Origin of the sequence: Candidatus Nitrosacidococcus sp. I8 (assembly GCF_945836005.1) — a bacterium.
In the GTDB taxonomy this organism is placed as follows: Bacteria; Pseudomonadota; Gammaproteobacteria; order Nitrosococcales; family Nitrosococcaceae; genus Nitrosacidococcus.
This window is the reverse complement of record NZ_OX241534.1, coordinates 348335-367828: the sequence shown is the minus strand read 5'-3', so window position 1 is coordinate 367828 and position 19494 is coordinate 348335. Positions and strand designations below refer to the sequence as shown.

Below are 19494 nucleotides of genomic sequence, written 5' to 3'. Positions count from 1 at the left end.
AAATAATAGTATTTAATGTATATTAAATCAAAATATATTGTTCTTTATAGATATAATTTTTTTTTATATGCGATTATGAAACTACAACAACTGAGATCAGTACAAGAGATAGTACGTCGAAAATATAGTGTATCTACCGCTGCTCAAGCACTCCATATGACACAACCCGGTATTAGCAATCAAATACACCAATTGGAGCAAGAGCTTGGTACGCCTATATTTGAGCGTTATGGTAAGCGTCTTATAGGAATGACTCCAGCTGGGGTTTTAATTTTAGGAATGATTGATAAGATTTTATCTGAGGTAGAGAATATTAAGCTAGTAGGGAAGGAGGTAAATAATAAACGTCAAGGTATACTCTCCATTGCAACTACACATACACAAGCAAGATACATTCTACCGCTAATAATTAAGCAATTTAGAACCAGCTATCCTGAGGTCCATTTGAGAATGTTTCAAGGGACACCACAGCAAATTGCTGAAATGGCAGCTAATGGTACAGTAGATTTAGCAATTGCAACGGAATCAATAGGTTTATTTAAAGAATTAGCATTACTACCTTGTTATAGTTGGAATAGATGTGTTATCGTACCACCGGATCACCCGCTACTTTTATGTAACCCTATGACACTAGAGGATATAGCAAAGTATCCTATTATTACTTATATAACTGGCTTTACAGGTCGCTCAAAACTTGATCAAGCATTTATAAATAAAAAAATAACGCCCAATATTATTTTAACTGCAAGCGATGCGGATGTAATTAAAACATACCTTCACTTAGGACTAGGTATTGGTATAATCGCGAAAATGGCATTTAATGCCACTGAAGATGCACCTTTAAAATCAATTGATGCAGAAAATCTATTTGAATCTAGTATTACTTATATAGGAATTCGTCGAGGCTCCTACTTAAGAGGATACGCTTATGATTTTCTAAAGTTATTTACGCCATCACTTACTCATGAAGTGATTGATAAGGCGATATATACATAAAAATATATATACTAACTCCTTAAGGGAATACTGAATGAATAAGCAGCCAGTAAATGTTGATCTTCAAGAAATAGGTAGATTTAATACCCTAGCCCATAATTGGTGGGAACGCGAGGGGGAATTTAGAACACTTCACCACATTAACCCAATACGAGTAAAGTATATTTGCGATCATAGTAATCTAACAGGAAAAGAGGTTTTGGATGTAGGCTGCGGTGGTGGCCTTCTCACTGAGGCTCTAGCTAAACTTGGTTCTAAAGTAACGGGCATAGATCTAGGCTATGATCTTCTTACAGTAGCACGTTTACACGCATTAGAGAGTAGGTTAGATATAGACTATCAGCAGATAAGTGTGGAAGATTTAGCAAGTAAAAAAGCACTATCCTTCGATATTATTACTTGTTTAGAAATGCTAGAACATGTACCTAACCCTGCTAACATTATCCATGCTTGTGCTCAATTACTTAAGCCCGGTGGGGTATTCTTTTTTTCTACGCTTAACCGTACCCTAAAAGGGTATTTATTTGGTATTATCGGCGCAGAATATATAGGGAGAATCATCCCTAAGGGAACTCATGACTATAAGCGTTTTATTATTCCTTGCGAATTAGAATCTTGGTGCCGTCTAGAATGTTTAAATATTAAGGAATTTATAGGGCTACATTATAACCCTATAAGTAAAATTTGTTGGCTAAATAACGACATTAACGTTAATTATATCGGCTATGCTGTCAAAGACTAATCACTATTTTCACCATCACTAGAACGATCCACAAGCTCTACCAAGGCAATAGGAGCATTATCGCCGCTACGAAATCCATTTTTTAATAATCGTAAATAACCGCCTGGGCGTGCTTTGTATCGAGGGGCAAGATCTCTAAATAATTTTGTAACTACATCTCTATCTCTTAATCGAGAAAATGCTAGACGACGATTAGCTACAGTATCCTCTTTTGCTAGTGTAATTAGTGGTTCAGCAATCCTGCGCAGCTCTTTCGCTTTAGGAAGTGTTGTTTGGATCGCTTCATACTTCAATAGTGATACCGACATATTACGAAGCATAGATTCTCTATGTGCAGTTGTTCGATTTAATTTTCTTCCACTATGGCGATGACGCATATAATAACTACTCTTTTTTTAAGGTTTATATTCTAATTATTTCCAATCCCTCAGGAGGCCAATTATCTACTTGCATACCTAATGAAAGACCTCTAGAGGATAGAATTTCTTTTATTTCCATTAAAGATTTCTTTCCTAAATTAGGAGTTTTTAATAGCCCAGATTCCGTTTGCTGGATTAAATCTCCAATATAATAGATATTTTCTGCTTTTAGACAATTTAATGAACGTACTGTTAATTCCAAATCATCTATAGATTGCAACAATATGGGATCAACTTTTCCAAGCTCTTGATTAGTAGAAATGTTCTCTTTATTTTTTAAATCTACAAAAAATGTTAGCTGATCTTGCAGAATTGAAGCAGCCTTTCTTATCGCTTCATCTGGGGAAATTGCACCATTTGTCTCAATTTCAATAATAAGTTTATCTAAATCAGTTCTTTGTTCTACGCGAGCCCTCTCGACATCATATGCAACTTTTCTAATAGGACTAAAAGAAGCATCAAGGGTCAAATAGCCAATTGAGTTATGCTTTTCATTATTTATAGATCGTACAGAAGCTGGTTCATATCCTCTTCCTCGAGCCACTTTTATAATACAAGAAATTTCTCCCGATTCGGTGAGATGAGCAATGATATGTCCAGGGTTAATAACCTCTACGCTATGATCAGTCTTTATATCTCCTGCAGTAACTATTCTAGGTCCTTTCGCATTTAATTCTAAAATAGCTTCATCACAATCATGTAAATTAATTGCTACTTCTTTTAAGTTTAATAAAATTTCTACTATATCTTCTTGGATTCCCTCCTTAGAAGAATATTCATGGAGGATATGATCAATTTGCACCTCAACAATAGCACAGCCAGGCATTGAAGATAGTAAAATTCTTCTTAAGGCATTTCCTAATGTATGCCCAAATCCACGTTCTAGAGGTTCTAATACTACTCTAGCCCTATTATTATTAATGTACTGAACATCTATTATCTTTGGTTTCAGGAAATTAGATGCTAACATAATTTAGGATCAATCTTATTTGAAATAGTTTGATATAGCATATAAATAACATGCTATTTTGAGTAAAGCTCTACTACTAAGTTCTCTTGTATATCAGAAGCTAATTCGCTACGATCAGGAACTCTTCTAAACACCCCTTCCATTTTATTTGGTTCAACGTCAATCCAATCTATATTTGCTCTTGCTTGAGCAATTTCAAGTGCTAATTTTATACGATCTTGCCTCTTAGCTTTTTCCTTTACAATTACTTTATCTTCAATCTGAACCTTATAAGAGGGTATATTCACTTCTTTGCCATTAACAAGGATACTCTTGTGATTAACAAGCTGGCGTGCTTCAGCACGAGTACTCCCGAATCCCATTCTATACACTACATTATCAAGGCGAGATTCTAGAATTTTTAATAGATTTTCCCCAGTAGATCCTCTTAACCTTGTGGCTTCTTTATAGTAAGACCGGAATTGTTTCTCTAAAACACCATACATACGACGCAGTTTTTGTTTCTCTCGTAACTGAGAAGCATAGCCCGATAATCGGCTTTGTTTTGATGTTGATCCATGTTGCCCAGGAATTTGTTGAATCTTGCATTTTGAATCTATAGATCTAATTCCGCTTTTTAAAAAAAGATCTGTTCCTTCACGCCTTGCTTGTTTGAGTTTAGGACCTATATATTTAGCCAAGTTTAACCCTCCTTTTAAACTCTTCGCCTTTTAGGGGGGCGACAACCATTATGGGGAATAGGAGTAATATCTATTATACCTATTATTTTAAAACCTATATTATTCAGAGCTCGTGCAGCTGATTCTCTTCCTGGTCCAGGGCCTTTAATGTACACTTCTACATTTTTCATACCCATTTCTTGAGCAACACGCCCTGCTCTTTCTGCAGCTACTTGTGCAGCAAAAGGCGTACTCTTACGAGAGCCGCGGAAACCACTTCCGCCGGATGTAGCCCATGCTAGAGCGTTTCCTTGACGATCTGAGATTGTAACAATCGTATTGTTAAAAGAAGCATGAATATGCGCAATCCCATCAGCGACAGTTCTTTTAATTTTCTTTTTTACACTTGACTTTGCCATTAATATAAACTCTACTATTTTACCTTTCTAGGTCCCTTCCGTGTTCTTGCATTTGTTTGGGTTCGTTGGCCATGTACTGGAAGATTTTTGCGATGCCTAAGACCTCGATAACAACCTATATCCATCAATCGTTTAATATTCATTGTTACTTCACGGCGTAAATCACCTTCTATAGAATATTTATTCACTTCAGTACGTAGATTTTCTAACTCCTGCTCAGAGAGATCTGTAACTCTTTTTTGCGCAGGAATTCCTACTGAATTACAAATTTTTTGAGCACGAGTATTCCCTATCCCATAAACAGAAGTAAGCGCTATTTTTATGTGTTTATGTACCGGTATATTGATTCCAGCGATACGTGCCATTATTTATCTTACCCTCAATCTATTTATCGTAAGTATTACCCTTGACGTTGTTTATGCCGAGCATCTTTACATATTACCCTTACAACTCTCTTTCTCCGTATAAGCTTACAGCTTTGACAAAGTTTTTTTACAGAAGCTCGAACTTTCATTTATCTAGTTAACTCCCATGGATAGAATATTTGATTTTGCTAGCTCTAGCGTATAATTTGATTTTCAAAAGCACTATTAATATTAATGCCCTTTAACTGGGCCTTTTTCAATAAACTTTCATATTGATGGGATACTAGATGGGCTTGCACTTGGGCTACAAAGTCCATAACTACAACCACAATAATTAACAAGGATGTACCTCCAAAATAAAAGGGTACATTCCAGTACAGAATTAAAAATTCTGGCAAAAGGCATACAGCAGTAATATAAATAGCACCACCTAGAGTAAGCCTCCCCATGACAGTATCAATATATCGAGTAGTATGATCACCTGGGCGTATTCCAGGAATAAAAGCACCAGATTTTTTTAAGTTATCAGCTGTTTCTTTTGGATTAAAAACCAATGCCGTATAAAAAAAGCAGAAGAAAACAATTGCTGCCGCATATAAAATTACATAAATAGGCTGTCCTGGAGACAGAGTAGCTGATAGATCTTTAAGCCATCCCATCCCCTCATTAGAGCTAAACCAGCTTGCTAACGTAGCTGGAAATAAAATAATACTAGACGCAAATATAGGCGGAATAACTCCAGACATATTTATTTTTAAAGGTAGATGGCTGGTTTGCCCACCATAAGTTTTACCACTAACTTGCTGCCTAGCATAATGCACTGGTATACGCCGCTGTGCACGCTCCATAAAAACCACAAACGCTGTTACTACTAAGGTTAGGGCTAAAAGTACTAGTACAGTAAGTATATGAATCTCTCCAGTTCTTGCTAATTCTAGTGTTCCACCAAGAGCAGATGGTAATCCAGCAACGATTCCAGCAAAAATTATTAATGAAATTCCGTTACCAATACCTCGTTCAGTAATTTGCTCACCAAGCCACATTAAAAATAATGCACCACTAACAAGAGTTAGTACAGCAGTTAATCTAAATAAAATACCTGGGTCAATTACTACAGACATACCACTTACTTGTTGTGATTCTAAAGCAACTGCCACCCCTATGGACTGTATAGTCGCTAAAAGCAAGGTGCCATAACGAGTATATTGAGTAATTTTTCTACGTCCTGATGCACCTTCTTTTTTCAACTGCTCCAGTTTAGGATGAACCGTTGTTAGTAACTGCATAATAATAGATGCAGATATATAAGGCATAATCCCTAGAGCAAATACTGATAGACGTCTTAGAGCACCGCCAGAGAACATGTTAAACATGTCCAAGATTGTACCTTGTTGTTGCTCAAACAGTGCAGAAAGTGCGCTTGGATCAACACCGGGTACAGGAATAAAAGTACCTATTCTATAAACTAATAGAGCACCTAGCACGAAAAAGAGTTTACGGCGCAAGCCATCAAATTTACTGAATTTATCTCCAGCTCGAGAAGATTTTGCTTTACGGCTATGCTTTGCCACTATTATTCCTTTTCATTAACTTTACCGCCTAATTTTTCGATTGCTAGGCGTGCACCCATGGATACTTGAATACCATCAAGAGTTACTGCCTTATCAATTTTTCCAGATGCTATAACCTTGACTTTTTTAGTTCGCTTTGAAATTAAACCAGAACGAATGAGACTATCAATACTTAATACATCAGTATCTATTTTTGAAATTTGATCCAACCTAAGCTCAGCGGAATCTCTAGCACTAAGAGATACGAACCCTATCTTAGGAAGACGCCTCTGAATAGGTAACTGCCCTCCTTCGAAGCCAACTTTGTGATATCCTCCTGCTCTTGCTTTCTGTCCCTTATGACCACGTCCGCAAGTTTTACCCAAACCTGATCCTATACCTCTGCCAAGTCGAGTTCTTTTCTGTTTAGTGCCTAATATAAATGAAAGGGTATTTAATCTCATAGCTAATTATCATTGATTTTAATTAGATAGGAAATTTCTTTTATCATTCCTCTATTCTCCGGAGTATCATAAACAGTAGTTGGTTTCCCTATACGGCGTAATCCTAAACCAATAGCACATTTTTTATGCCGCTCTAACCTACCGATCAGGCTTTTCACAAGTACTACTTGAATTTTATTTTTGTTATCCATTATTCACTGAAAATCTCTTGAAGATCTTTTCCTCGCTTTTGAGCGATACTTATAGGGCTTGCCATATGAGAAAGGCCAAGAATAGTAGATCTAACAATATTAATCGGGTTTGTTGATCCAATACATTTTGCTAAAACATTATGTATACCAACAACTTCAAAAACTGCTCGCATGGCTCCCCCAGCAATAATTCCGGTTCCTTGGGGAGCTGGCTGCATATAAATTTTAGCAGCACCGTAACTAGCAGTTAGGGGATACTGCAAGGTTCCCTCTTTTAGAGAGACTGAAACCATATTCTTTTTTGCATCTTCTAATGCTTTTTGAATAGCAGCAGGAACTTCTTTAGCTTTTCCCTGCCCGAATCCCACTCTACCCTTACCATCACCAACTACAGTTAGTGCTGAAAAACCAAACTGGCGACCACCTTTTACAACCTTAGCAACTCGTCTTACAGCTACTAGTTTTTCTAATAGACTACCTTCTAGCTCCTTATGTTCTATTTGCCTCATTAATATAACCTTTTAAAACTGTAATCCATTTTCACGAGCTGAATTTGCTAACGATTCTACTCGACCATGATATTTATAACCAGATCTATCAAAAGCAACCCTATATATACCCTTTTCTATAGCTCTCTCAGCGATAATTTTACCCACAATCAAAGCAGCGGATTTATTTCCTGTATATTCTACTTGCTGCTTAATCACTGATTCAACGGTAGAAGCGCTAGCAACAACTTCCCCCGATTTAGTGATTTGAGCATAGATATGCTTAGGTGTACGATGAACTGCTAACCTAATTGCTTCTTGCTTACGTATCTTAAATCTTGTATTGGCCGCTCTTCTTAATCTTGCTTTCTTCTTATTCACGCTACACCTTAGACTATTTCTTTTTAGCTTCCTTACGTATAATCACTTCATTTATATAACGAATTCCTTTGCCTTTATAAGGCTCAGGAGGTCTAAAATTACGTATGTCAGCTGCAACTTGCCCAACTTTCCTTTTGTCAGCACCTTTTATCTGGATCTCAGTTGGATTTGGTACTTCGATTGTAATTCCTTCAGGAGAAATAAACTCAACAGGGTGGGAATAACCCAAATTAAGTGCCAAATTCTTTCCCTGAAGCTGTGCACGATAACCAACTCCAACTAAGTGTAACCCTACAACAAACCCTTGATTTACTCCATATATCATATTACTTATTAAGGCTCTTAGGGTACCGCTTAAAGACTCTGAATATTTTTCAGATTGTTTTGGGCTACAATATAATGCTGTTTCTTTATGCACTATATCTACTAATTCATGAATTGGCAAAGAAAGAAGGCCGTTTTTACCCTCTATTTTAATCTCTCGATCTGTTAATTTAACACCAACATTACTAGGGATTAGTATAGGATTATTAGCTACTCTAGACATTAACTCATCCTCATTTCTATGAAACGTAGCATAATATTTCGCCTCCTATTCCCTTAGATCTTGCTGCTTTGTCAGTCATAACCCCGTTGGAAGTAGAAATGATAGCAATCCCTAAACCTCCACAAACTTTAGGGAGATTATTCTTATCTTTATATATGCGCAGACCGGGGGTACTCACTCTCTTGATTTCTCCAATAACTGGAAATCCTTTATAATACTTTAGATCTATAACTAAGGTTGGCTTCACACTATCAGTTAACTGATAATCTTTTATATAACCTTCAATCTTTAATAAGTGTGCAATATTTTTCTTTAGTTTCGAAAAAGGCATGTCTATTTTTAACTTGCCAACCCTCTGACCGTTGCGTAACCTTGTTAGCATATCCGAAATTGGATCTGTCATACTCATGACGAACTTACTCTTAATTATTCTACAAAACTATAAATAATTTACCAACTAGCTTTAGTTAAGCCAGGGATATCCCCACGCATTGCGATTTCTCTTAACTTATTACGCGACAAAGAAAATCTACGCACGTAACCATGGGGTCTCCCTGTTAAATAACAACGATTTCTCTGACGAGAAGGAGACGAATCCCTTGGCAAAGTGCGAAACTTATTTGTAGCATTTCTTCGCTCTTCTAATGAAAGAGAAGTATCATTTATTCTTTCTTTTAATTCTAAACGTTTTACCGTATATTTCTTTGCTATTCTAACCCTTTTTAGCTCACGGTTAATCATACATTTCTTTGACATTATATTCTCCCATTAACCTTTAAAAGGAAAGCTAAACGCCTTTAAGAGAGCTCGACCTTCATTATCTGTTCTCGCTGTGGTTGTAATGGTAATATTCATACCTCGTATAGTATCTATCTGATCATAGTCAATTTCCGGAAATATAATCTGCTCTCGTATACCCATATTATAATTTCCTCTACCATCAAAGGATTTCGCATCAAACCCACGAAAATCTCTAATTCTAGGAATTGCAATATTAATTAATCTATCTAGAAAATCATACATTTTTGCTTGGCGTAAGGTTACTTTACACCCAATAGGCCAGTCCTCACGAATCTTAAATCCTGCTACTGATTTTCTTGCTAATGTAAGAATTGGCTTTTGCCCAGAAATTTTTTGCATGTCATTACTAGCATGCTCCAAAACACTTTTATTCCCAACTCCTTCACCTACTCCCATATTCAGAGTAATCTTCTCTATACGGGGGACAGCCATAACAGAGCTATACTCAAATTGATTCTTCAGATTGTGGACCACTGTGGAATAATAGTATTCTTGTAATCTAGCCATACTTGATTTTCTAAAAACTAAATATTATTAATCGGTAGAAGTATTAAGGATCTATGGATTCGCCACTAGTCTTTAAATACCGTACCTTACGGTCATCTCCTTTGTTTTTAAATCCAACTCTACTTCCTCGGCCAGCTATAGTATCATATATCATAACATTAGAGACGTGGATTGATCCTTCTTTTTCAAGAATTCCTCCAGGATCTCCTGCAGCCATATTCGGTCGCTTATGTTTTTTCAAAATATTGACGCCTTCAACAACTATATAATCATTATCTAGTATATGCAAAACCTTCCCTAACTTCCCTTTATCCTTACCTGAAATAACTATAATTTGATCACTTTTTTTTATTCTGCGCATTGCTACTCCTAGAGCACTTCCGGGGCTAAAGATATGATTCGCATAAAATTCCCAGATCTAAGCTCGCGTGTTACTGGCCCAAATACTCTAGTACCTATAGGCTGCATTTGATTGTTTAATAACACTGCAGCATTAGTATCGAAACGAACTATCGACCCATCCGATCGGCGAATTCCTTTTTTCGTTCGTACAATTACAGCAGTATAAGTATCCCCCTTTTTCACTTTACCACGAGGAATAGCATCTTTTACAGTAACCTTAATAATATCCCCAATCCCAGCATACCGCCGCTTTGACCCACCCAATACCTTAATGCAAACAAGTTTTTTAGCACCACTATTGTCTGCTGTTTCTAGGCTAGTTTGCATTTGAATCATCTAGTCCCCCTAAATTTAGCACTGCAAAAAATAAGCTAACGAGCACGTTCTAGTATACTCACTAGCTGCCAAGATTTCGTTTTAGATAAAGGCTTAACTGAGGTTATAGATACTGTATCTCCAATAGCACAATCATTATTTTCATCATGAGCATGCAGCTTATTAGAGCGCCTTATATATTTTTTATATAAAGGATGTGGAATTTTACGCTCGATGACAACAGTTATTGTTTTATCCATCCTATTACTAACTACCTGCCCAGTGATAGTACGAAAATTTTCGTTATTCATAATATTAATATTAATACTTTTCACCTAAAACAGTTTTAATTCTTGCAATATCCCTGCGAACTCTCTTCATCTCGCTATTCTTAGATAATTGATTTGTTCCATTCTGAATACGCAATTTAAATTGTTCTCGTAGAAGGTTTAAAAGATCGCTTCTTAATATATCGACTGCCTTTAGGCGTAAGTCCTGAGCTTTCATCACATAATTGTCCGTGTAACAAACATGGTTTTAATCGGTAATTTAGCAGCTGCTAATTCAAAAGCTCTCCTTGCTATGTCTTCTTGGACACCCTCCATTTCATAAAGCACTCTACCAGGCTGTATATTCATAGCCCAATACTCTACATTACCCTTTCCTTTCCCTTGCCGTACTTCAAGAGGCTTCTTAGTTATGGGTTTGTCAGGAAATACTCGAATCCATACTTTTCCACCACGCTTGATGTACCTTGTCATAGCCCGCCTAGCAGATTCAATCTGGCGTGCTGTAATTTGCCCCCTGCCAACAGCTTTTAATCCATAATCCCCGAAAGATACGATGGATCCTCGAGAAGCACTTCCTCTATTCCTGCCTTTTTGTTGCTTACGAAATTTAGTTCTCTTTGGCTGTAGCATTTTATTATCTCAAATTACTTTATATTTTCTTCTCTTACAGAATTATTGCTTTGTTGCTCGAATATCTCTCCTTTAAATATCCAAACCTTTACCCCAAGAATTCCATAGGTAGTCTTTGCTTCAGAAAACCCATAATCTATATCAGCCCGCAAAGTATGTAAAGGTATTCTACCTTCTTTATACCATTCGCTACGAGCGATTTCTGCACCATTTAAACGACCGGATACTTTTATCCTAACACCTTGTGCACCAACTCTCATGGCATTAGTCACAGCTCTCTTCATTGCTCTACGGAACATAATTCTACGCTCTAGCTGCTGTGCTATACTTATAGCAACAAGAGTAGAGTCTAATTCTGGTTTTCGTATTTCTTGAATATTAATATGGACCGGTATACCCATTATACTGGCAACTTCTTGGCGTAAAACATTAATATCCTCCCCCTTTTTTCCAATTACTATTCCTGGTCTTGCTGTATGGATAGTAATCCTAGCGCTCCGTGCTGGTCGATCAATATGAATATTGCTAACAAGGGCATTTGCTAGTTTTTTAGATAAATAGCTACGTACAGCTAAGTCGTTACTTAGTAATTCACCGAATTGATTACCACTAGCATACCACTTCGAGTTCCAATCTCTAATAATACCCAAACGGATGCCAATAGGGTGAACCTTCTGTCCCATTCTGATTAAACTCCTATTAAATTATTACTCTGCAACAGTTATTTTGACGTGGCAAGAACGTTTAAGTATTCGGTTAATCCTACCTCTTGCTCTTGCTCGAGTTCGTTTCATGGTAGGACCTACATTTACTATGATTTCTGAAATCTTTAAATTATCAATATCAGATCCATCATTATGCTCAGCATTTGCAACTACTGAATCCAGCAATTTTTTTATAACAGCTCCAGATTTTTTATGACTAAAATTTAAAACCTCTAGTGCCTTATCTATAGATAAACCTCTAATTTGATCTGCAACTAGTCGGCATTTTTGGGGAGATATTCTTACATATTTTAATACTGCTGTAGCCATAATAACTTAATACCTTATTATTTTGTCTTCCTATCTGCCGCATGTCCTTTAAAAGTTCGAGTCGGCGAAAATTCCCCTAACTTATGCCCAACCATATTTTCTGTAATTAATACTGGGACATGCTGTCTACCATTATGGACTGCAATAGTTAACCCTACCATTTCTGGAATTATCATTGATCGCCGGGACCATGTCTTAATAGGCTTTCTATTTTGAGATGAAACTGCTTGCTCAATTTTTCTCTGTAAATGAATATCAATAAAAGGTCCTTTCTTGATCGAACGTGGCATAGCTAATCTATATTCTCCTCTGATCTATTTTTTACGCCGATGCACAATAAAGGCTTCAGTACGTTTATTAGAGCGGGTCTTGTAACCTTTGGTTGAGATTCCCCAAGGGCTAACAGGGTGTCTACCCCCTGATGTTCTTCCTTCTCCTCCACCATGAGGGTGATCTACAGGATTCATGGCGACTCCACGAACTGTAGGCCGTCTTCCTCTTCTTCGTTGAGCACCAGCTTTCCCAAGAGAGCGCAGCCCGTGACTACCATTACTTACTTCTCCAATTGTTGCATAGCATTCGGAAGATACTCTTCGTATTTCTCCTGATCTTAGTCGTAAAGTAATGTATTCCCCTTCACGAGCTACAATTTGACATGAGGAACCAGCACTTCTAGCTATTTGTGCCCCTTTACCTAGTTTTAATTCAACACAATGGATAAAAGTACCTACAGGAATATTTCGTAAAGGAAGGCTATTTCCATCTCGTATAGATGCTTCTCGCCCTGAACTTATTGTATCCCCTACTTTAAGATTCTTAGGAGCAATAATATATCGCTTTTCTCCATCTAAATAACACACTAATGCAATATGTGCACTACGATTTGGATCGTATTCTATTCTTTCTATACGACCTAAAATACCAAATTTATCCCTCTTAAAATCAATAAGCCGATATAACTGTTTGTGTCCGCCACCTCTATGACGAACAGTTATTCTGCCTAAATTATTTCGCCCGCCGCTCCGGGTTTTTTTAGTAGTTAGAGGTATATATGGTCTCCCTTTATACAGATTAGGGGTCACTACTTTTACAGTGAATCTCTGTCCAGGAGATGTAGGATTAACTTCTATTGTTGGCATATTATCCTCTTTAGTTCTAGAAAATATTTATTAAACACCTGTAAAATCAATATCATATCCAGAACGAAGTGATACATACGCTTTTTTCCAATCACTCCGATAACCCATATAGCGTCCAGATTTTTTACGTTTCCCTTTAATTAGTACAGTATGAACTTTGCTAACTTTAACACTAAATAATAGTTCAATAGCACTTTTTATTTCCCTTTTAGTAGAACTCTTTTGCACTTTAAAAACTATCTGATTATATTTCTCAGCCACAAAAGTGCTTTTTTCAGAAAGTAAAGGAGTTAAGATAGTTTTAGTTAATTTTTCCTCGTTCATGAAAAATCTCTCTCAATACAACGTAAAGCACTATACGTAGCTAACACACCATTAAACTTTACTAGATCGTAAGGGTTAATCTCTTTTACACTACAAATAGTAACTGCAGGTATATTTCTAGCTGATAACTCTAAGTTACGATCACTTTTAGAAGTGACTATTAATAAAGTATCCCAATTGAGGGGTGCAAGTAAATTTATAAGATTTTTAGTTTTTATTTCCGGTAGAGAGATACATTCATCATTAACTACTTGTAACCTATCCTGCCGTACTAACTCAGAAAGAATAGAGCACATAGCCCCCCTATACATTTTTTTATTCAATTTCTGAGCATAGTCTTTTGGTTTAGCAGCAAATACTTTGCCGCCCCCGCGCCATAATGGACTTCTAATAGTTCCAGCTCTAGCACGCCCGGTACCTTTTTGACGAAAAGGTTTTATACCCCCACCACGTACTTCAGATCTAGTTTTCTGCGCTTTTGTTCCAGAACGACTTCTCACTAAATAGGTAAGAATAGCCTGAGAAACAAGAGCTTTATTCAAAGCATTAGAAAAAACAGAATCTGAGATCTGTATAATATTCTGATCAGAGCCCCCTATAGAGTTTTGTACAGCAAAATCCATTTTATCCTCTATTACTCTTAATTGCTGGTTTAACTAACACTTCGCCTCCTGCTAATCCTGGAATTGCTCCTTTTAAAAGCAGTAACTGACTATCTTGACTAATCTGCACTATTTCCAAATTTTGTATGGTTCGTTTGACATTACCCATCTGCCCAGCCATTTTTTTCCCCTTAAAAACTCGACCAGGAGTTTGGCATTGACCAATAGAACCTGGAGAACGGTGGGACAACGAATTACCGTGGCTAGCCTTACCGCCTCTAAAGTGGTAACGACGGATTACACCAGAGAAACCATGGCCCTTAGTATTTCCTGTAACATCAACCTTTTGCCCTAGTTTTAAGAAATCTACTTCTAATAATCCACCTAGCTTAATTCCTGCCTCTTCTTCGCTAGATATACAAAATTCATATAATTTTTTTCCAGCCTTATCTATACCCGCTTTAGCAAGATGCCTTTTTAATGATTTATTGGTATTACGATACTTATCCTCTTCTACAAGTACTTGTATAGCACGATAAGAATCTTTTTCCAACGATTTTACTTGAGAGACCCAGGTGGGAATAAGTTTTATAATTGTCACAGGTATAGATTTATTTTCGCTAAATACCCGAGACATACCTACTTTTCTCCCGATTACTCCAAATGCCATTTGTATATCCCCACCACAATAATAAGCGTTTAGGTTAATTTAATCTGAACATCTACACCAGCCGCTAGATCCAGTTTCATCAGAGCATCAACTGTTTTCTCTGTAGGATCAACAATATCCATTAGACGTTTATGGGTTCTAATTTCATACTGATCCCGAGCGTCCTTATTCACATGGGGAGATATAAGTATAGTAAATCGCTCTTTACGCGTAGGTAGAGGAATAGGACCACGAATATGTGCACCAGTACGTTTTGCCGTATCTACAATTTCCTTAGTAGATTGATCAATTAAATGATGATCAAAGGACTTTAATCTTATCCTAATAGTCTGTTGTTTATTCATAGGTTACTCAATAACTTTACTGACGACACCTGCACCCACAGTGCGACCACCCTCTCTAACAGCAAAACGTAATCCTTCTTCCATAGCAATAGGTGCAATTAAGCTGACTGTGACCTGAATATTATCTCCAGGCATTACCATTTCCACCCCTTCTGCTAAATCAACTGCTCCTGTTACATCAGTAGTCCTAAAGTAAAACTGAGGTCTATACCCTGTAAAAAATGGTGTATGACGCCCACCTTCCTCTTTTGAAAGAATATATACTTCAGCTTGAAATTTAGTGTGTGGTGTAATCGTCCCAGGCTTTGCTAAAACTTGCCCACGCTCTACATCCTCTCTTTTCGTTCCACGAAGTAATATACCTACATTATCTCCCGCCCTGCCTTCATCCAGCAGTTTACGGAACATTTCTACTCCCGTGCAAATAGTCTTCTGTGTCGCCTTTATTCCTACAATTTCTATTTCATCACCTACTTTTACAATCCCTCGTTCAGCTCTACCTGTCACAACAGTACCACGACCTGAAATAGAAAATACATCTTCTATAGGCATTAGGAAAGGTTGATCTATTGCTCTTTGTGGCTCTGGAAAATAAGAATCCATTGCTTCCACTAGCTTTATAATAGCAGGCATGCCTATGTCACTTTCATCTCCCTCTAGAGCCTTTAAAGCACTACCTACTACAATAGGAACCTCATCTCCTGGAAATTGATAGCTATCAAGAAGTTCTCTAACTTCCATTTCCACTAATTCCAATAACTCCGGATCATCTACCATGTCCGCTTTATTTAGAAAAACCATTATGTTAGGCACACCTACCTGGCGAGCAAGTAAGATATGTTCTCTAGTTTGTGGCATTGGACCATCTGCTGCCGATACTACAAGAATAGCTCCGTCCATTTGAGCTGCTCCTGTAATCATATTCTTTACGTAATCTGCATGTCCAGGACAATCAACATGTGCATAGTGACGAGCCCCACTTTCATACTCTACATGGGAAGTGGCAATCGTTATCCCACGCTCCCTTTCTTCCGGAGCATTGTCAATCTGATCGTAGGCTTTGGCTTCTCCACCATACTTCGCCGAAAGAGTCTTCGTCAATGCCGCTGTCAGTGTGGTCTTCCCGTGATCTACGTGACCAATCGTCCCTACATTTACATGGGGCTTCTTTCTTTCAAATTTCGCCTTGGACACAAACTATCTCTCCTACTAAAACTGTTATATAAATCAAGACTTTTTTATAATTGCTTCTGCAATATTAGCTGGGGCTTCATTATATTTTGAAAATTCCATTGTATAAGTAGCACGCCCTTGAGTAGCTGATCGGAGATCAGTAGCGTAGCCGAACATCTCTGCTAATGGCACTTCCGCTCGAATAATCTTCCCACTTGGAGAATCTTCCATCCCTTGCACAATTCCACGTCGACGATTAAGATCTCCCATTACATCTCCCATATACTCTTCAGGAGTTACAGCTTCTATTTTCATAATAGGCTCAAGCAATATAGGGCTCGCGTTTCTAATACCTTCCTTAAAAGCCATTGATCCAGCAATCTTAAAAGCCATTTCACTTGAATCTACATCATGATAAGAGCCATCATACAGAGCAACTCTTACATCCACTACTGGATACCCAGCTATTACTCCATTTTCTATTTGCTCTTTTATTCCTTTATCAACAGCGGGGATAAATTCTTTAGGGATAGTACCTCCAACGATCTGGTTGCTAAACTCATATCCCTTTCCCCGCTCTTGGGGCTCAATTCGAATCCAGACATGACCATATTGACCACGTCCTCCACTTTGACGAACAAATTTACCTTCTTGTTCTACGGATTTTTTAATTGTTTCACGATAAGCAACTTGGGGAGCGCCTACATTGGCTTCTACTTTAAACTCTCGTCTCATCCGATCTACAATAATATCTAGGTGTAACTCTCCCATACCCGCTATTATCGTTTGACCAGTTTCTTCATCGCTTCTAACTCTAAACGATGGATCCTCTTTAGCCAGCTTATTCAAAGCTAAGGACATTTTCTCTTGATCTGTTTTCGTTTTAGGTTCAATTGCTACAGAGATTACTGGTTCTGGAAATTCCATTTTCTCAAGAAGAATAGGGTGATCTAGATCACATAGAGTATCCCCCGTAGTAACATTCTTCAACCCAACAGCAGCTGCAATATCACCTGCTCTTACTTCTTTAATTTCTTCTCGGCTATTAGCATGCATCTGAAGAACTCGCCCGATACGTTCTTTGTTTTCAGAAGCAGAATTATAAACTGTATCTCCTGAATTTAAAATTCCAGAATAAACACGAAAAAAAGTAAGATTACCTACATAGGGATCGGAGGCAACCTTAAATGCTAGGGCGGAAAATGGTTTATCATCAGAGGCACTTCGGCTATCCTCATCACCCTTAGGATTCAAACCTTTAATTGCTAAAATATCGGATGGTGCAGGCATGAAGTAAAGTATCGCATCTAAAACTGCCTGAACCCCTTTATTTTTAAAGGCTGATCCACATAAAACTGGCACTATCTCATTATTTAGAACTCGGTAACGAAGCCCTTTAATAATTTCTTTAAACTCTAGATCGCCTGATTCCAAATACTTCTCCATGAGTTCTTCAGAAGATTCAGCAGCGGACTCTATTAATTTCTCGTGATACTCTTGACAGATAGAGCTAAGATCATCTGGAATCTCTTTTTCTTGAAAGGTCATTCCTTTTGTAGATTCATCCCAATAAATCGCTCTCATTTTAACTAGATCAACGATTCCTTGAAACTCATCTTCAGCACCGATCGGGATTTGAATAGGCACTGGAAACGCCCCTAACCGAGTACGAATCTGATTAACCACTCTAAGAAAATTAGCCCCTTGACGATCCATTTTATTTATAAAGGCTAGTCTAGGCACTTTATACTTATTAGCCTGTCTCCAAACAGTCTCTGATTGTGGCTCTACTCCACCTACCGCACAAAAAACAGCAACCGCACCATCTAATACTCTAAGAGATCTTTCTACTTCAATGGTAAAATCTACGTGACCTGGAGTATCAATAATATTGATACGGTGCTCAGGAAATTGTTTTTCCATGCCCTGCCAAAAACAAGTTGTGGCAGCAGAAGTAATTGTAATCCCTCGCTCCTGTTCTTGTTCCATCCAATCCATAGTAGCTGCCCCCTCATGAACTTCACCAAGTTTATGAGAGACTCCTGTATAGTATAAAATACGCTCAGTAGTGGTAGTCTTACCAGCATCAATATGAGCCATTATTCCAATATTCCGATAACGTTCAATAGGTGTTTTACGTGCCACAGCTACTACTTATTTAATTTATTTAGTTTATTGAGCTATATCCAACTTACCATCGATAGTGAGCAAAAGCCTTATTTGCCTCAGCCATACGGTGAGTATCTTCCCGCTTTTTAACGGCGGCTCCTTTGCCATCATAAGCATCAAGAAACTCTCCAGCCAAACGAAGATCCATGGATTTTTCATTACGCTTACGTGCCGCCCCTACTAGCCATCGCATAGCTAATGTAGATCGTCTATCTGGACGAACCTCTATTGGGATCTGATAAGTCGCTCCTCCTACCCTTCTAGACTTCACCTCCACTAACGGCTGAACATTCTCCAGTGCCTTTTCTAGAACAGATATTGGCTCCTGTTTTAATTTTTCAGCTGCAGTGTCGATAGCATTATATATTATTTTTTCTGCTATAGATTTTTTACCATCTAACATAAGAATGGCAATAAATTTAGTTATACTTACTTTCCCATACTTTGGATCTGGTAAAATTTCTCTTTTAGAAATAACCCGCTTTCTTGGCATTAATAATTCACCTAACTATATTGATATTACCCTTTTGCCCGTTTTGTCCCATACTTAGATCTACCACGACGCCGATCAGCTACCCCAGCTGTATCTAGTGATCCTCTAACAGTATGGTATCGTACTCCAGGCAAATCTTTAACACGCCCTCCTCTAATTAAAACTACGGAATGTTCTTGTAAATTATGCCCCTCGCCACCAATATAAGAGGTAACTTCCATCCCGCTAGTCAACCGTACACGAGCTACTTTACGTAAAGCTGAATTAGGTTTTTTAGGAGTTGTAGTATATACCCTAGTACAAACCCCCCTTCTTTGGGGGCAAGCCTGTAATGCGGGTACATTATTCTTCTTCTTCTGTTGTACTCGTGGTTTACGAACTAATTGATTTATTGTAGCCATGCATTAAAG

At 37.7% G+C, this 19494-nt stretch carries 34 protein-coding genes; 2 read left to right on the top strand and 32 right to left on the bottom strand.

Annotated features, from left to right (window positions below; translation table 11 throughout):
- The first annotated feature begins 75 nt into the window (after positions 1–75).
- Together OOL07_RS01905 and ubiG are read left to right on the top strand one after the other, a co-directional pair.
- Positions 76–996 carry a CysB family HTH-type transcriptional regulator gene (locus OOL07_RS01905; protein WP_264694621.1) on the top strand — a complete coding sequence of 307 codons (921 nt, stop codon included), beginning with the start codon at positions 76–78 and terminating at the stop codon, positions 994–996.
- Between the two features lie 34 nt (positions 997–1030).
- Positions 1031–1738 (top strand): bifunctional 2-polyprenyl-6-hydroxyphenol methylase/3-demethylubiquinol 3-O-methyltransferase UbiG, encoded by a 708-nt coding sequence (gene ubiG / locus OOL07_RS01900; RefSeq protein WP_264694619.1) that lies wholly within the window; start codon positions 1031–1033, stop codon positions 1736–1738.
- Here the strand turns inward: ubiG and rplQ are convergent.
- Genes rplQ through rpsL form a run of 32 tightly spaced genes read right to left on the bottom strand, consistent with a single transcriptional unit; the run spans position 1735 to position 19485 of the window.
- Positions 1735–2115, bottom strand: a complete 381-nt coding sequence (gene rplQ / locus OOL07_RS01895) for a 50S ribosomal protein L17 (protein WP_264694617.1) — start codon at positions 2113–2115, stop codon at positions 1735–1737. The genes ubiG and rplQ overlap by 4 nt on opposite strands.
- 25 nt (positions 2116–2140) lie before the next feature.
- Positions 2141–3127, bottom strand: a complete 987-nt coding sequence (locus OOL07_RS01890) for a DNA-directed RNA polymerase subunit alpha (protein ID WP_264694615.1) — start codon at positions 3125–3127, stop codon at positions 2141–2143.
- Positions 3128–3180: 53 nt separating this feature from the next.
- A complete protein-coding gene (gene rpsD, locus OOL07_RS01885; RefSeq protein ID WP_264694612.1) occupies positions 3181–3807 on the bottom strand; it encodes a 30S ribosomal protein S4 in 627 nt (208 codons plus the stop codon).
- A 14-nt stretch (positions 3808–3821) separates the two neighbouring features.
- Positions 3822–4205 (bottom strand): 30S ribosomal protein S11, encoded by a 384-nt coding sequence (gene rpsK / locus OOL07_RS01880; protein ID WP_264694610.1) that lies wholly within the window; start codon positions 4203–4205, stop codon positions 3822–3824.
- A gap of 14 nt (positions 4206–4219) precedes the next feature.
- Positions 4220–4570, bottom strand: a complete 351-nt coding sequence (gene rpsM, locus OOL07_RS01875) for a 30S ribosomal protein S13 (RefSeq protein WP_264694608.1) — start codon at positions 4568–4570, stop codon at positions 4220–4222.
- A 35-nt stretch (positions 4571–4605) separates the two neighbouring features.
- Positions 4606–4719, bottom strand: coding sequence for a 50S ribosomal protein L36 (rpmJ, locus tag OOL07_RS01870; protein WP_264694606.1), 114 nt, complete (start codon positions 4717–4719; stop codon positions 4606–4608).
- A 45-nt stretch (positions 4720–4764) separates the two neighbouring features.
- Positions 4765–6141 (bottom strand): preprotein translocase subunit SecY, encoded by a 1377-nt coding sequence (secY, locus tag OOL07_RS01865; protein ID WP_413774098.1) that lies wholly within the window; start codon positions 6139–6141, stop codon positions 4765–4767.
- A gap of 2 nt (positions 6142–6143) precedes the next feature.
- Positions 6144–6584 carry a 50S ribosomal protein L15 gene (gene rplO, locus OOL07_RS01860; protein ID WP_264694604.1) on the bottom strand — a complete coding sequence of 147 codons (441 nt, stop codon included), beginning with the start codon at positions 6582–6584 and terminating at the stop codon, positions 6144–6146.
- A 2-nt stretch (positions 6585–6586) separates the two neighbouring features.
- Positions 6587–6775, bottom strand: coding sequence for a 50S ribosomal protein L30 (rpmD, locus tag OOL07_RS01855; RefSeq protein WP_264694602.1), 189 nt, complete (start codon positions 6773–6775; stop codon positions 6587–6589).
- Positions 6775–7284 carry a 30S ribosomal protein S5 gene (gene rpsE, locus OOL07_RS01850; protein ID WP_264694600.1) on the bottom strand — a complete coding sequence of 170 codons (510 nt, stop codon included), beginning with the start codon at positions 7282–7284 and terminating at the stop codon, positions 6775–6777. The genes rpmD and rpsE overlap by 1 nt, the downstream gene beginning before the upstream one ends.
- Before the next feature lie 12 nt (positions 7285–7296).
- Entirely contained in the window at positions 7297–7644 is a 348-nt protein-coding gene (gene rplR / locus OOL07_RS01845) for a 50S ribosomal protein L18 (protein ID WP_264694598.1), read from the bottom strand.
- A 13-nt stretch (positions 7645–7657) separates the two neighbouring features.
- The gene (gene rplF / locus OOL07_RS01840; RefSeq protein ID WP_264694596.1) at positions 7658–8191 is read right to left on the bottom strand and encodes a 50S ribosomal protein L6; all 534 of its coding nucleotides are present in this window, start codon (positions 8189–8191) and stop codon (positions 7658–7660) included.
- A 16-nt stretch (positions 8192–8207) separates the two neighbouring features.
- A complete protein-coding gene (gene rpsH / locus OOL07_RS01835; protein WP_264694594.1) occupies positions 8208–8600 on the bottom strand; it encodes a 30S ribosomal protein S8 in 393 nt (130 codons plus the stop codon).
- A gap of 41 nt (positions 8601–8641) precedes the next feature.
- Entirely contained in the window at positions 8642–8947 is a 306-nt protein-coding gene (rpsN, locus tag OOL07_RS01830; RefSeq protein ID WP_264694592.1) for a 30S ribosomal protein S14, read from the bottom strand.
- A 12-nt stretch (positions 8948–8959) separates the two neighbouring features.
- Positions 8960–9499, bottom strand: a complete 540-nt coding sequence (rplE, locus tag OOL07_RS01825; protein ID WP_264694590.1) for a 50S ribosomal protein L5 — start codon at positions 9497–9499, stop codon at positions 8960–8962.
- Between the two features lie 43 nt (positions 9500–9542).
- Entirely contained in the window at positions 9543–9860 is a 318-nt protein-coding gene (gene rplX, locus OOL07_RS01820; RefSeq protein WP_264694588.1) for a 50S ribosomal protein L24, read from the bottom strand.
- An 8-nt stretch (positions 9861–9868) separates the two neighbouring features.
- Positions 9869–10237: a 50S ribosomal protein L14 gene (gene rplN / locus OOL07_RS01815; protein ID WP_264694585.1), complete on the bottom strand. Its 369-nt coding sequence runs from the start codon at positions 10235–10237 to the stop codon at positions 9869–9871.
- Positions 10238–10272: 35 nt separating this feature from the next.
- On the bottom strand, positions 10273–10527 hold the full coding sequence (gene rpsQ, locus OOL07_RS01810; RefSeq protein ID WP_264694583.1) for a 30S ribosomal protein S17: 255 nt from the start codon (positions 10525–10527) through the stop codon (positions 10273–10275).
- 10 nt (positions 10528–10537) lie between these two features.
- Entirely contained in the window at positions 10538–10723 is a 186-nt protein-coding gene (rpmC, locus tag OOL07_RS01805) for a 50S ribosomal protein L29 (protein ID WP_264694580.1), read from the bottom strand.
- Positions 10723–11136 carry a 50S ribosomal protein L16 gene (rplP, locus tag OOL07_RS01800; protein WP_264694578.1) on the bottom strand — a complete coding sequence of 138 codons (414 nt, stop codon included), beginning with the start codon at positions 11134–11136 and terminating at the stop codon, positions 10723–10725. The genes rpmC and rplP overlap by 1 nt, the downstream gene beginning before the upstream one ends.
- A 14-nt stretch (positions 11137–11150) precedes the next feature.
- Positions 11151–11819 (bottom strand): 30S ribosomal protein S3, encoded by a 669-nt coding sequence (rpsC, locus tag OOL07_RS01795; RefSeq protein WP_264694576.1) that lies wholly within the window; start codon positions 11817–11819, stop codon positions 11151–11153.
- A gap of 24 nt (positions 11820–11843) precedes the next feature.
- Positions 11844–12170 (bottom strand): 50S ribosomal protein L22, encoded by a 327-nt coding sequence (gene rplV / locus OOL07_RS01790; protein WP_264694574.1) that lies wholly within the window; start codon positions 12168–12170, stop codon positions 11844–11846.
- Positions 12171–12187: 17 nt separating this feature from the next.
- The gene (gene rpsS, locus OOL07_RS01785) at positions 12188–12460 is read right to left on the bottom strand and encodes a 30S ribosomal protein S19 (RefSeq protein ID WP_264694572.1); all 273 of its coding nucleotides are present in this window, start codon (positions 12458–12460) and stop codon (positions 12188–12190) included.
- A 24-nt stretch (positions 12461–12484) separates the two neighbouring features.
- Positions 12485–13309, bottom strand: coding sequence for a 50S ribosomal protein L2 (gene rplB / locus OOL07_RS01780; RefSeq protein WP_264694570.1), 825 nt, complete (start codon positions 13307–13309; stop codon positions 12485–12487).
- Positions 13310–13339: 30 nt separating this feature from the next.
- A complete protein-coding gene (gene rplW, locus OOL07_RS01775; protein WP_264694568.1) occupies positions 13340–13633 on the bottom strand; it encodes a 50S ribosomal protein L23 in 294 nt (97 codons plus the stop codon).
- Positions 13630–14256 (bottom strand): 50S ribosomal protein L4, encoded by a 627-nt coding sequence (rplD, locus tag OOL07_RS01770; protein WP_264694566.1) that lies wholly within the window; start codon positions 14254–14256, stop codon positions 13630–13632. Before rplD ends, rplW begins: the two co-directional genes overlap by 4 nt.
- Before the next feature lies 1 nt (position 14257).
- On the bottom strand, positions 14258–14905 hold the full coding sequence (gene rplC / locus OOL07_RS01765; protein ID WP_264694563.1) for a 50S ribosomal protein L3: 648 nt from the start codon (positions 14903–14905) through the stop codon (positions 14258–14260).
- Between the two features lie 29 nt (positions 14906–14934).
- Positions 14935–15249: a 30S ribosomal protein S10 gene (gene rpsJ, locus OOL07_RS01760; protein ID WP_197744716.1), complete on the bottom strand. Its 315-nt coding sequence runs from the start codon at positions 15247–15249 to the stop codon at positions 14935–14937.
- Between the two features lie 3 nt (positions 15250–15252).
- Positions 15253–16443 (bottom strand): elongation factor Tu, encoded by a 1191-nt coding sequence (gene tuf, locus OOL07_RS01755; protein ID WP_264694535.1) that lies wholly within the window; start codon positions 16441–16443, stop codon positions 15253–15255.
- A gap of 33 nt (positions 16444–16476) precedes the next feature.
- Positions 16477–18567, bottom strand: a complete 2091-nt coding sequence (gene fusA, locus OOL07_RS01750) for an elongation factor G (RefSeq protein ID WP_264694558.1) — start codon at positions 18565–18567, stop codon at positions 16477–16479.
- 46 nt (positions 18568–18613) lie between these two features.
- Positions 18614–19084: a 30S ribosomal protein S7 gene (gene rpsG, locus OOL07_RS01745; protein WP_264694556.1), complete on the bottom strand. Its 471-nt coding sequence runs from the start codon at positions 19082–19084 to the stop codon at positions 18614–18616.
- Between the two features lie 26 nt (positions 19085–19110).
- Complete coding sequence (rpsL, locus tag OOL07_RS01740; RefSeq protein ID WP_264694554.1) at positions 19111–19485, bottom strand: 30S ribosomal protein S12; 375 nt, start codon at positions 19483–19485, stop codon at positions 19111–19113.
- Between the last annotated feature and the right edge of the window lie 9 nt (positions 19486–19494).

Coding starts and splice junctions, on each gene's coding strand:
- rpsK (WP_264694610.1), bottom strand. CDS start 4,205: ATGGCAAAGTCAAGTGTAAAAAAGAAAATTAAAAGAACTGTCGCTGAT.
- rplD (WP_264694566.1), bottom strand. CDS start 14,256: ATGGATTTTGCTGTACAAAACTCTATAGGGGGCTCTGATCAGAATATT.
- rpmD (WP_264694602.1), bottom strand. CDS start 6,775: ATGGATAACAAAAATAAAATTCAAGTAGTACTTGTGAAAAGCCTGATC.
- rpsQ (WP_264694583.1), bottom strand. CDS start 10,527: ATGAATAACGAAAATTTTCGTACTATCACTGGGCAGGTAGTTAGTAAT.
- rplN (WP_264694585.1), bottom strand. CDS start 10,237: ATGATTCAAATGCAAACTAGCCTAGAAACAGCAGACAATAGTGGTGCT.
- rpsM (WP_264694608.1), bottom strand. CDS start 4,570: ATGGCACGTATCGCTGGAATCAATATACCGGTACATAAACACATAAAA.
- rplP (WP_264694578.1), bottom strand. CDS start 11,136: ATGCTACAGCCAAAGAGAACTAAATTTCGTAAGCAACAAAAAGGCAGG.
- rplB (WP_264694570.1), bottom strand. CDS start 13,309: ATGCCAACAATAGAAGTTAATCCTACATCTCCTGGACAGAGATTCACT.
- rpsN (WP_264694592.1), bottom strand. CDS start 8,947: ATGTCAAAGAAATGTATGATTAACCGTGAGCTAAAAAGGGTTAGAATA.
- rpsE (WP_264694600.1), bottom strand. CDS start 7,284: ATGAGGCAAATAGAACATAAGGAGCTAGAAGGTAGTCTATTAGAAAAA.
- rplC (WP_264694563.1), bottom strand. CDS start 14,905: ATGGCATTTGGAGTAATCGGGAGAAAAGTAGGTATGTCTCGGGTATTT.
- rpsL (WP_264694554.1), bottom strand. CDS start 19,485: ATGGCTACAATAAATCAATTAGTTCGTAAACCACGAGTACAACAGAAG.
- rplO (WP_264694604.1), bottom strand. CDS start 6,584: ATGAGATTAAATACCCTTTCATTTATATTAGGCACTAAACAGAAAAGA.
- rplQ (WP_264694617.1), bottom strand. CDS start 2,115: ATGCGTCATCGCCATAGTGGAAGAAAATTAAATCGAACAACTGCACAT.
- rpsJ (WP_197744716.1), bottom strand. CDS start 15,249: ATGAATAAACAACAGACTATTAGGATAAGATTAAAGTCCTTTGATCAT.
- rplF (WP_264694596.1), bottom strand. CDS start 8,191: ATGTCTAGAGTAGCTAATAATCCTATACTAATCCCTAGTAATGTTGGT.
- rpmJ (WP_264694606.1), bottom strand. CDS start 4,719: ATGAAAGTTCGAGCTTCTGTAAAAAAACTTTGTCAAAGCTGTAAGCTT.
- rpsH (WP_264694594.1), bottom strand. CDS start 8,600: ATGAGTATGACAGATCCAATTTCGGATATGCTAACAAGGTTACGCAAC.
- rpsG (WP_264694556.1), bottom strand. CDS start 19,084: ATGCCAAGAAAGCGGGTTATTTCTAAAAGAGAAATTTTACCAGATCCA.
- OOL07_RS01890 (WP_264694615.1), bottom strand. CDS start 3,127: ATGTTAGCATCTAATTTCCTGAAACCAAAGATAATAGATGTTCAGTAC.
- rplW (WP_264694568.1), bottom strand. CDS start 13,633: ATGAACGAGGAAAAATTAACTAAAACTATCTTAACTCCTTTACTTTCT.
- OOL07_RS01905 (WP_264694621.1), top strand. CDS start 76: ATGAAACTACAACAACTGAGATCAGTACAAGAGATAGTACGTCGAAAA.
- rpmC (WP_264694580.1), bottom strand. CDS start 10,723: ATGAAAGCTCAGGACTTACGCCTAAAGGCAGTCGATATATTAAGAAGC.
- rplV (WP_264694574.1), bottom strand. CDS start 12,170: ATGGCTACAGCAGTATTAAAATATGTAAGAATATCTCCCCAAAAATGC.
- rplX (WP_264694588.1), bottom strand. CDS start 9,860: ATGCGCAGAATAAAAAAAAGTGATCAAATTATAGTTATTTCAGGTAAG.
- ubiG (WP_264694619.1), top strand. CDS start 1,031: ATGAATAAGCAGCCAGTAAATGTTGATCTTCAAGAAATAGGTAGATTT.
- rplE (WP_264694590.1), bottom strand. CDS start 9,499: ATGGCTAGATTACAAGAATACTATTATTCCACAGTGGTCCACAATCTG.
- rpsS (WP_264694572.1), bottom strand. CDS start 12,460: ATGCCACGTTCGATCAAGAAAGGACCTTTTATTGATATTCATTTACAG.
- rpsC (WP_264694576.1), bottom strand. CDS start 11,819: ATGGGACAGAAGGTTCACCCTATTGGCATCCGTTTGGGTATTATTAGA.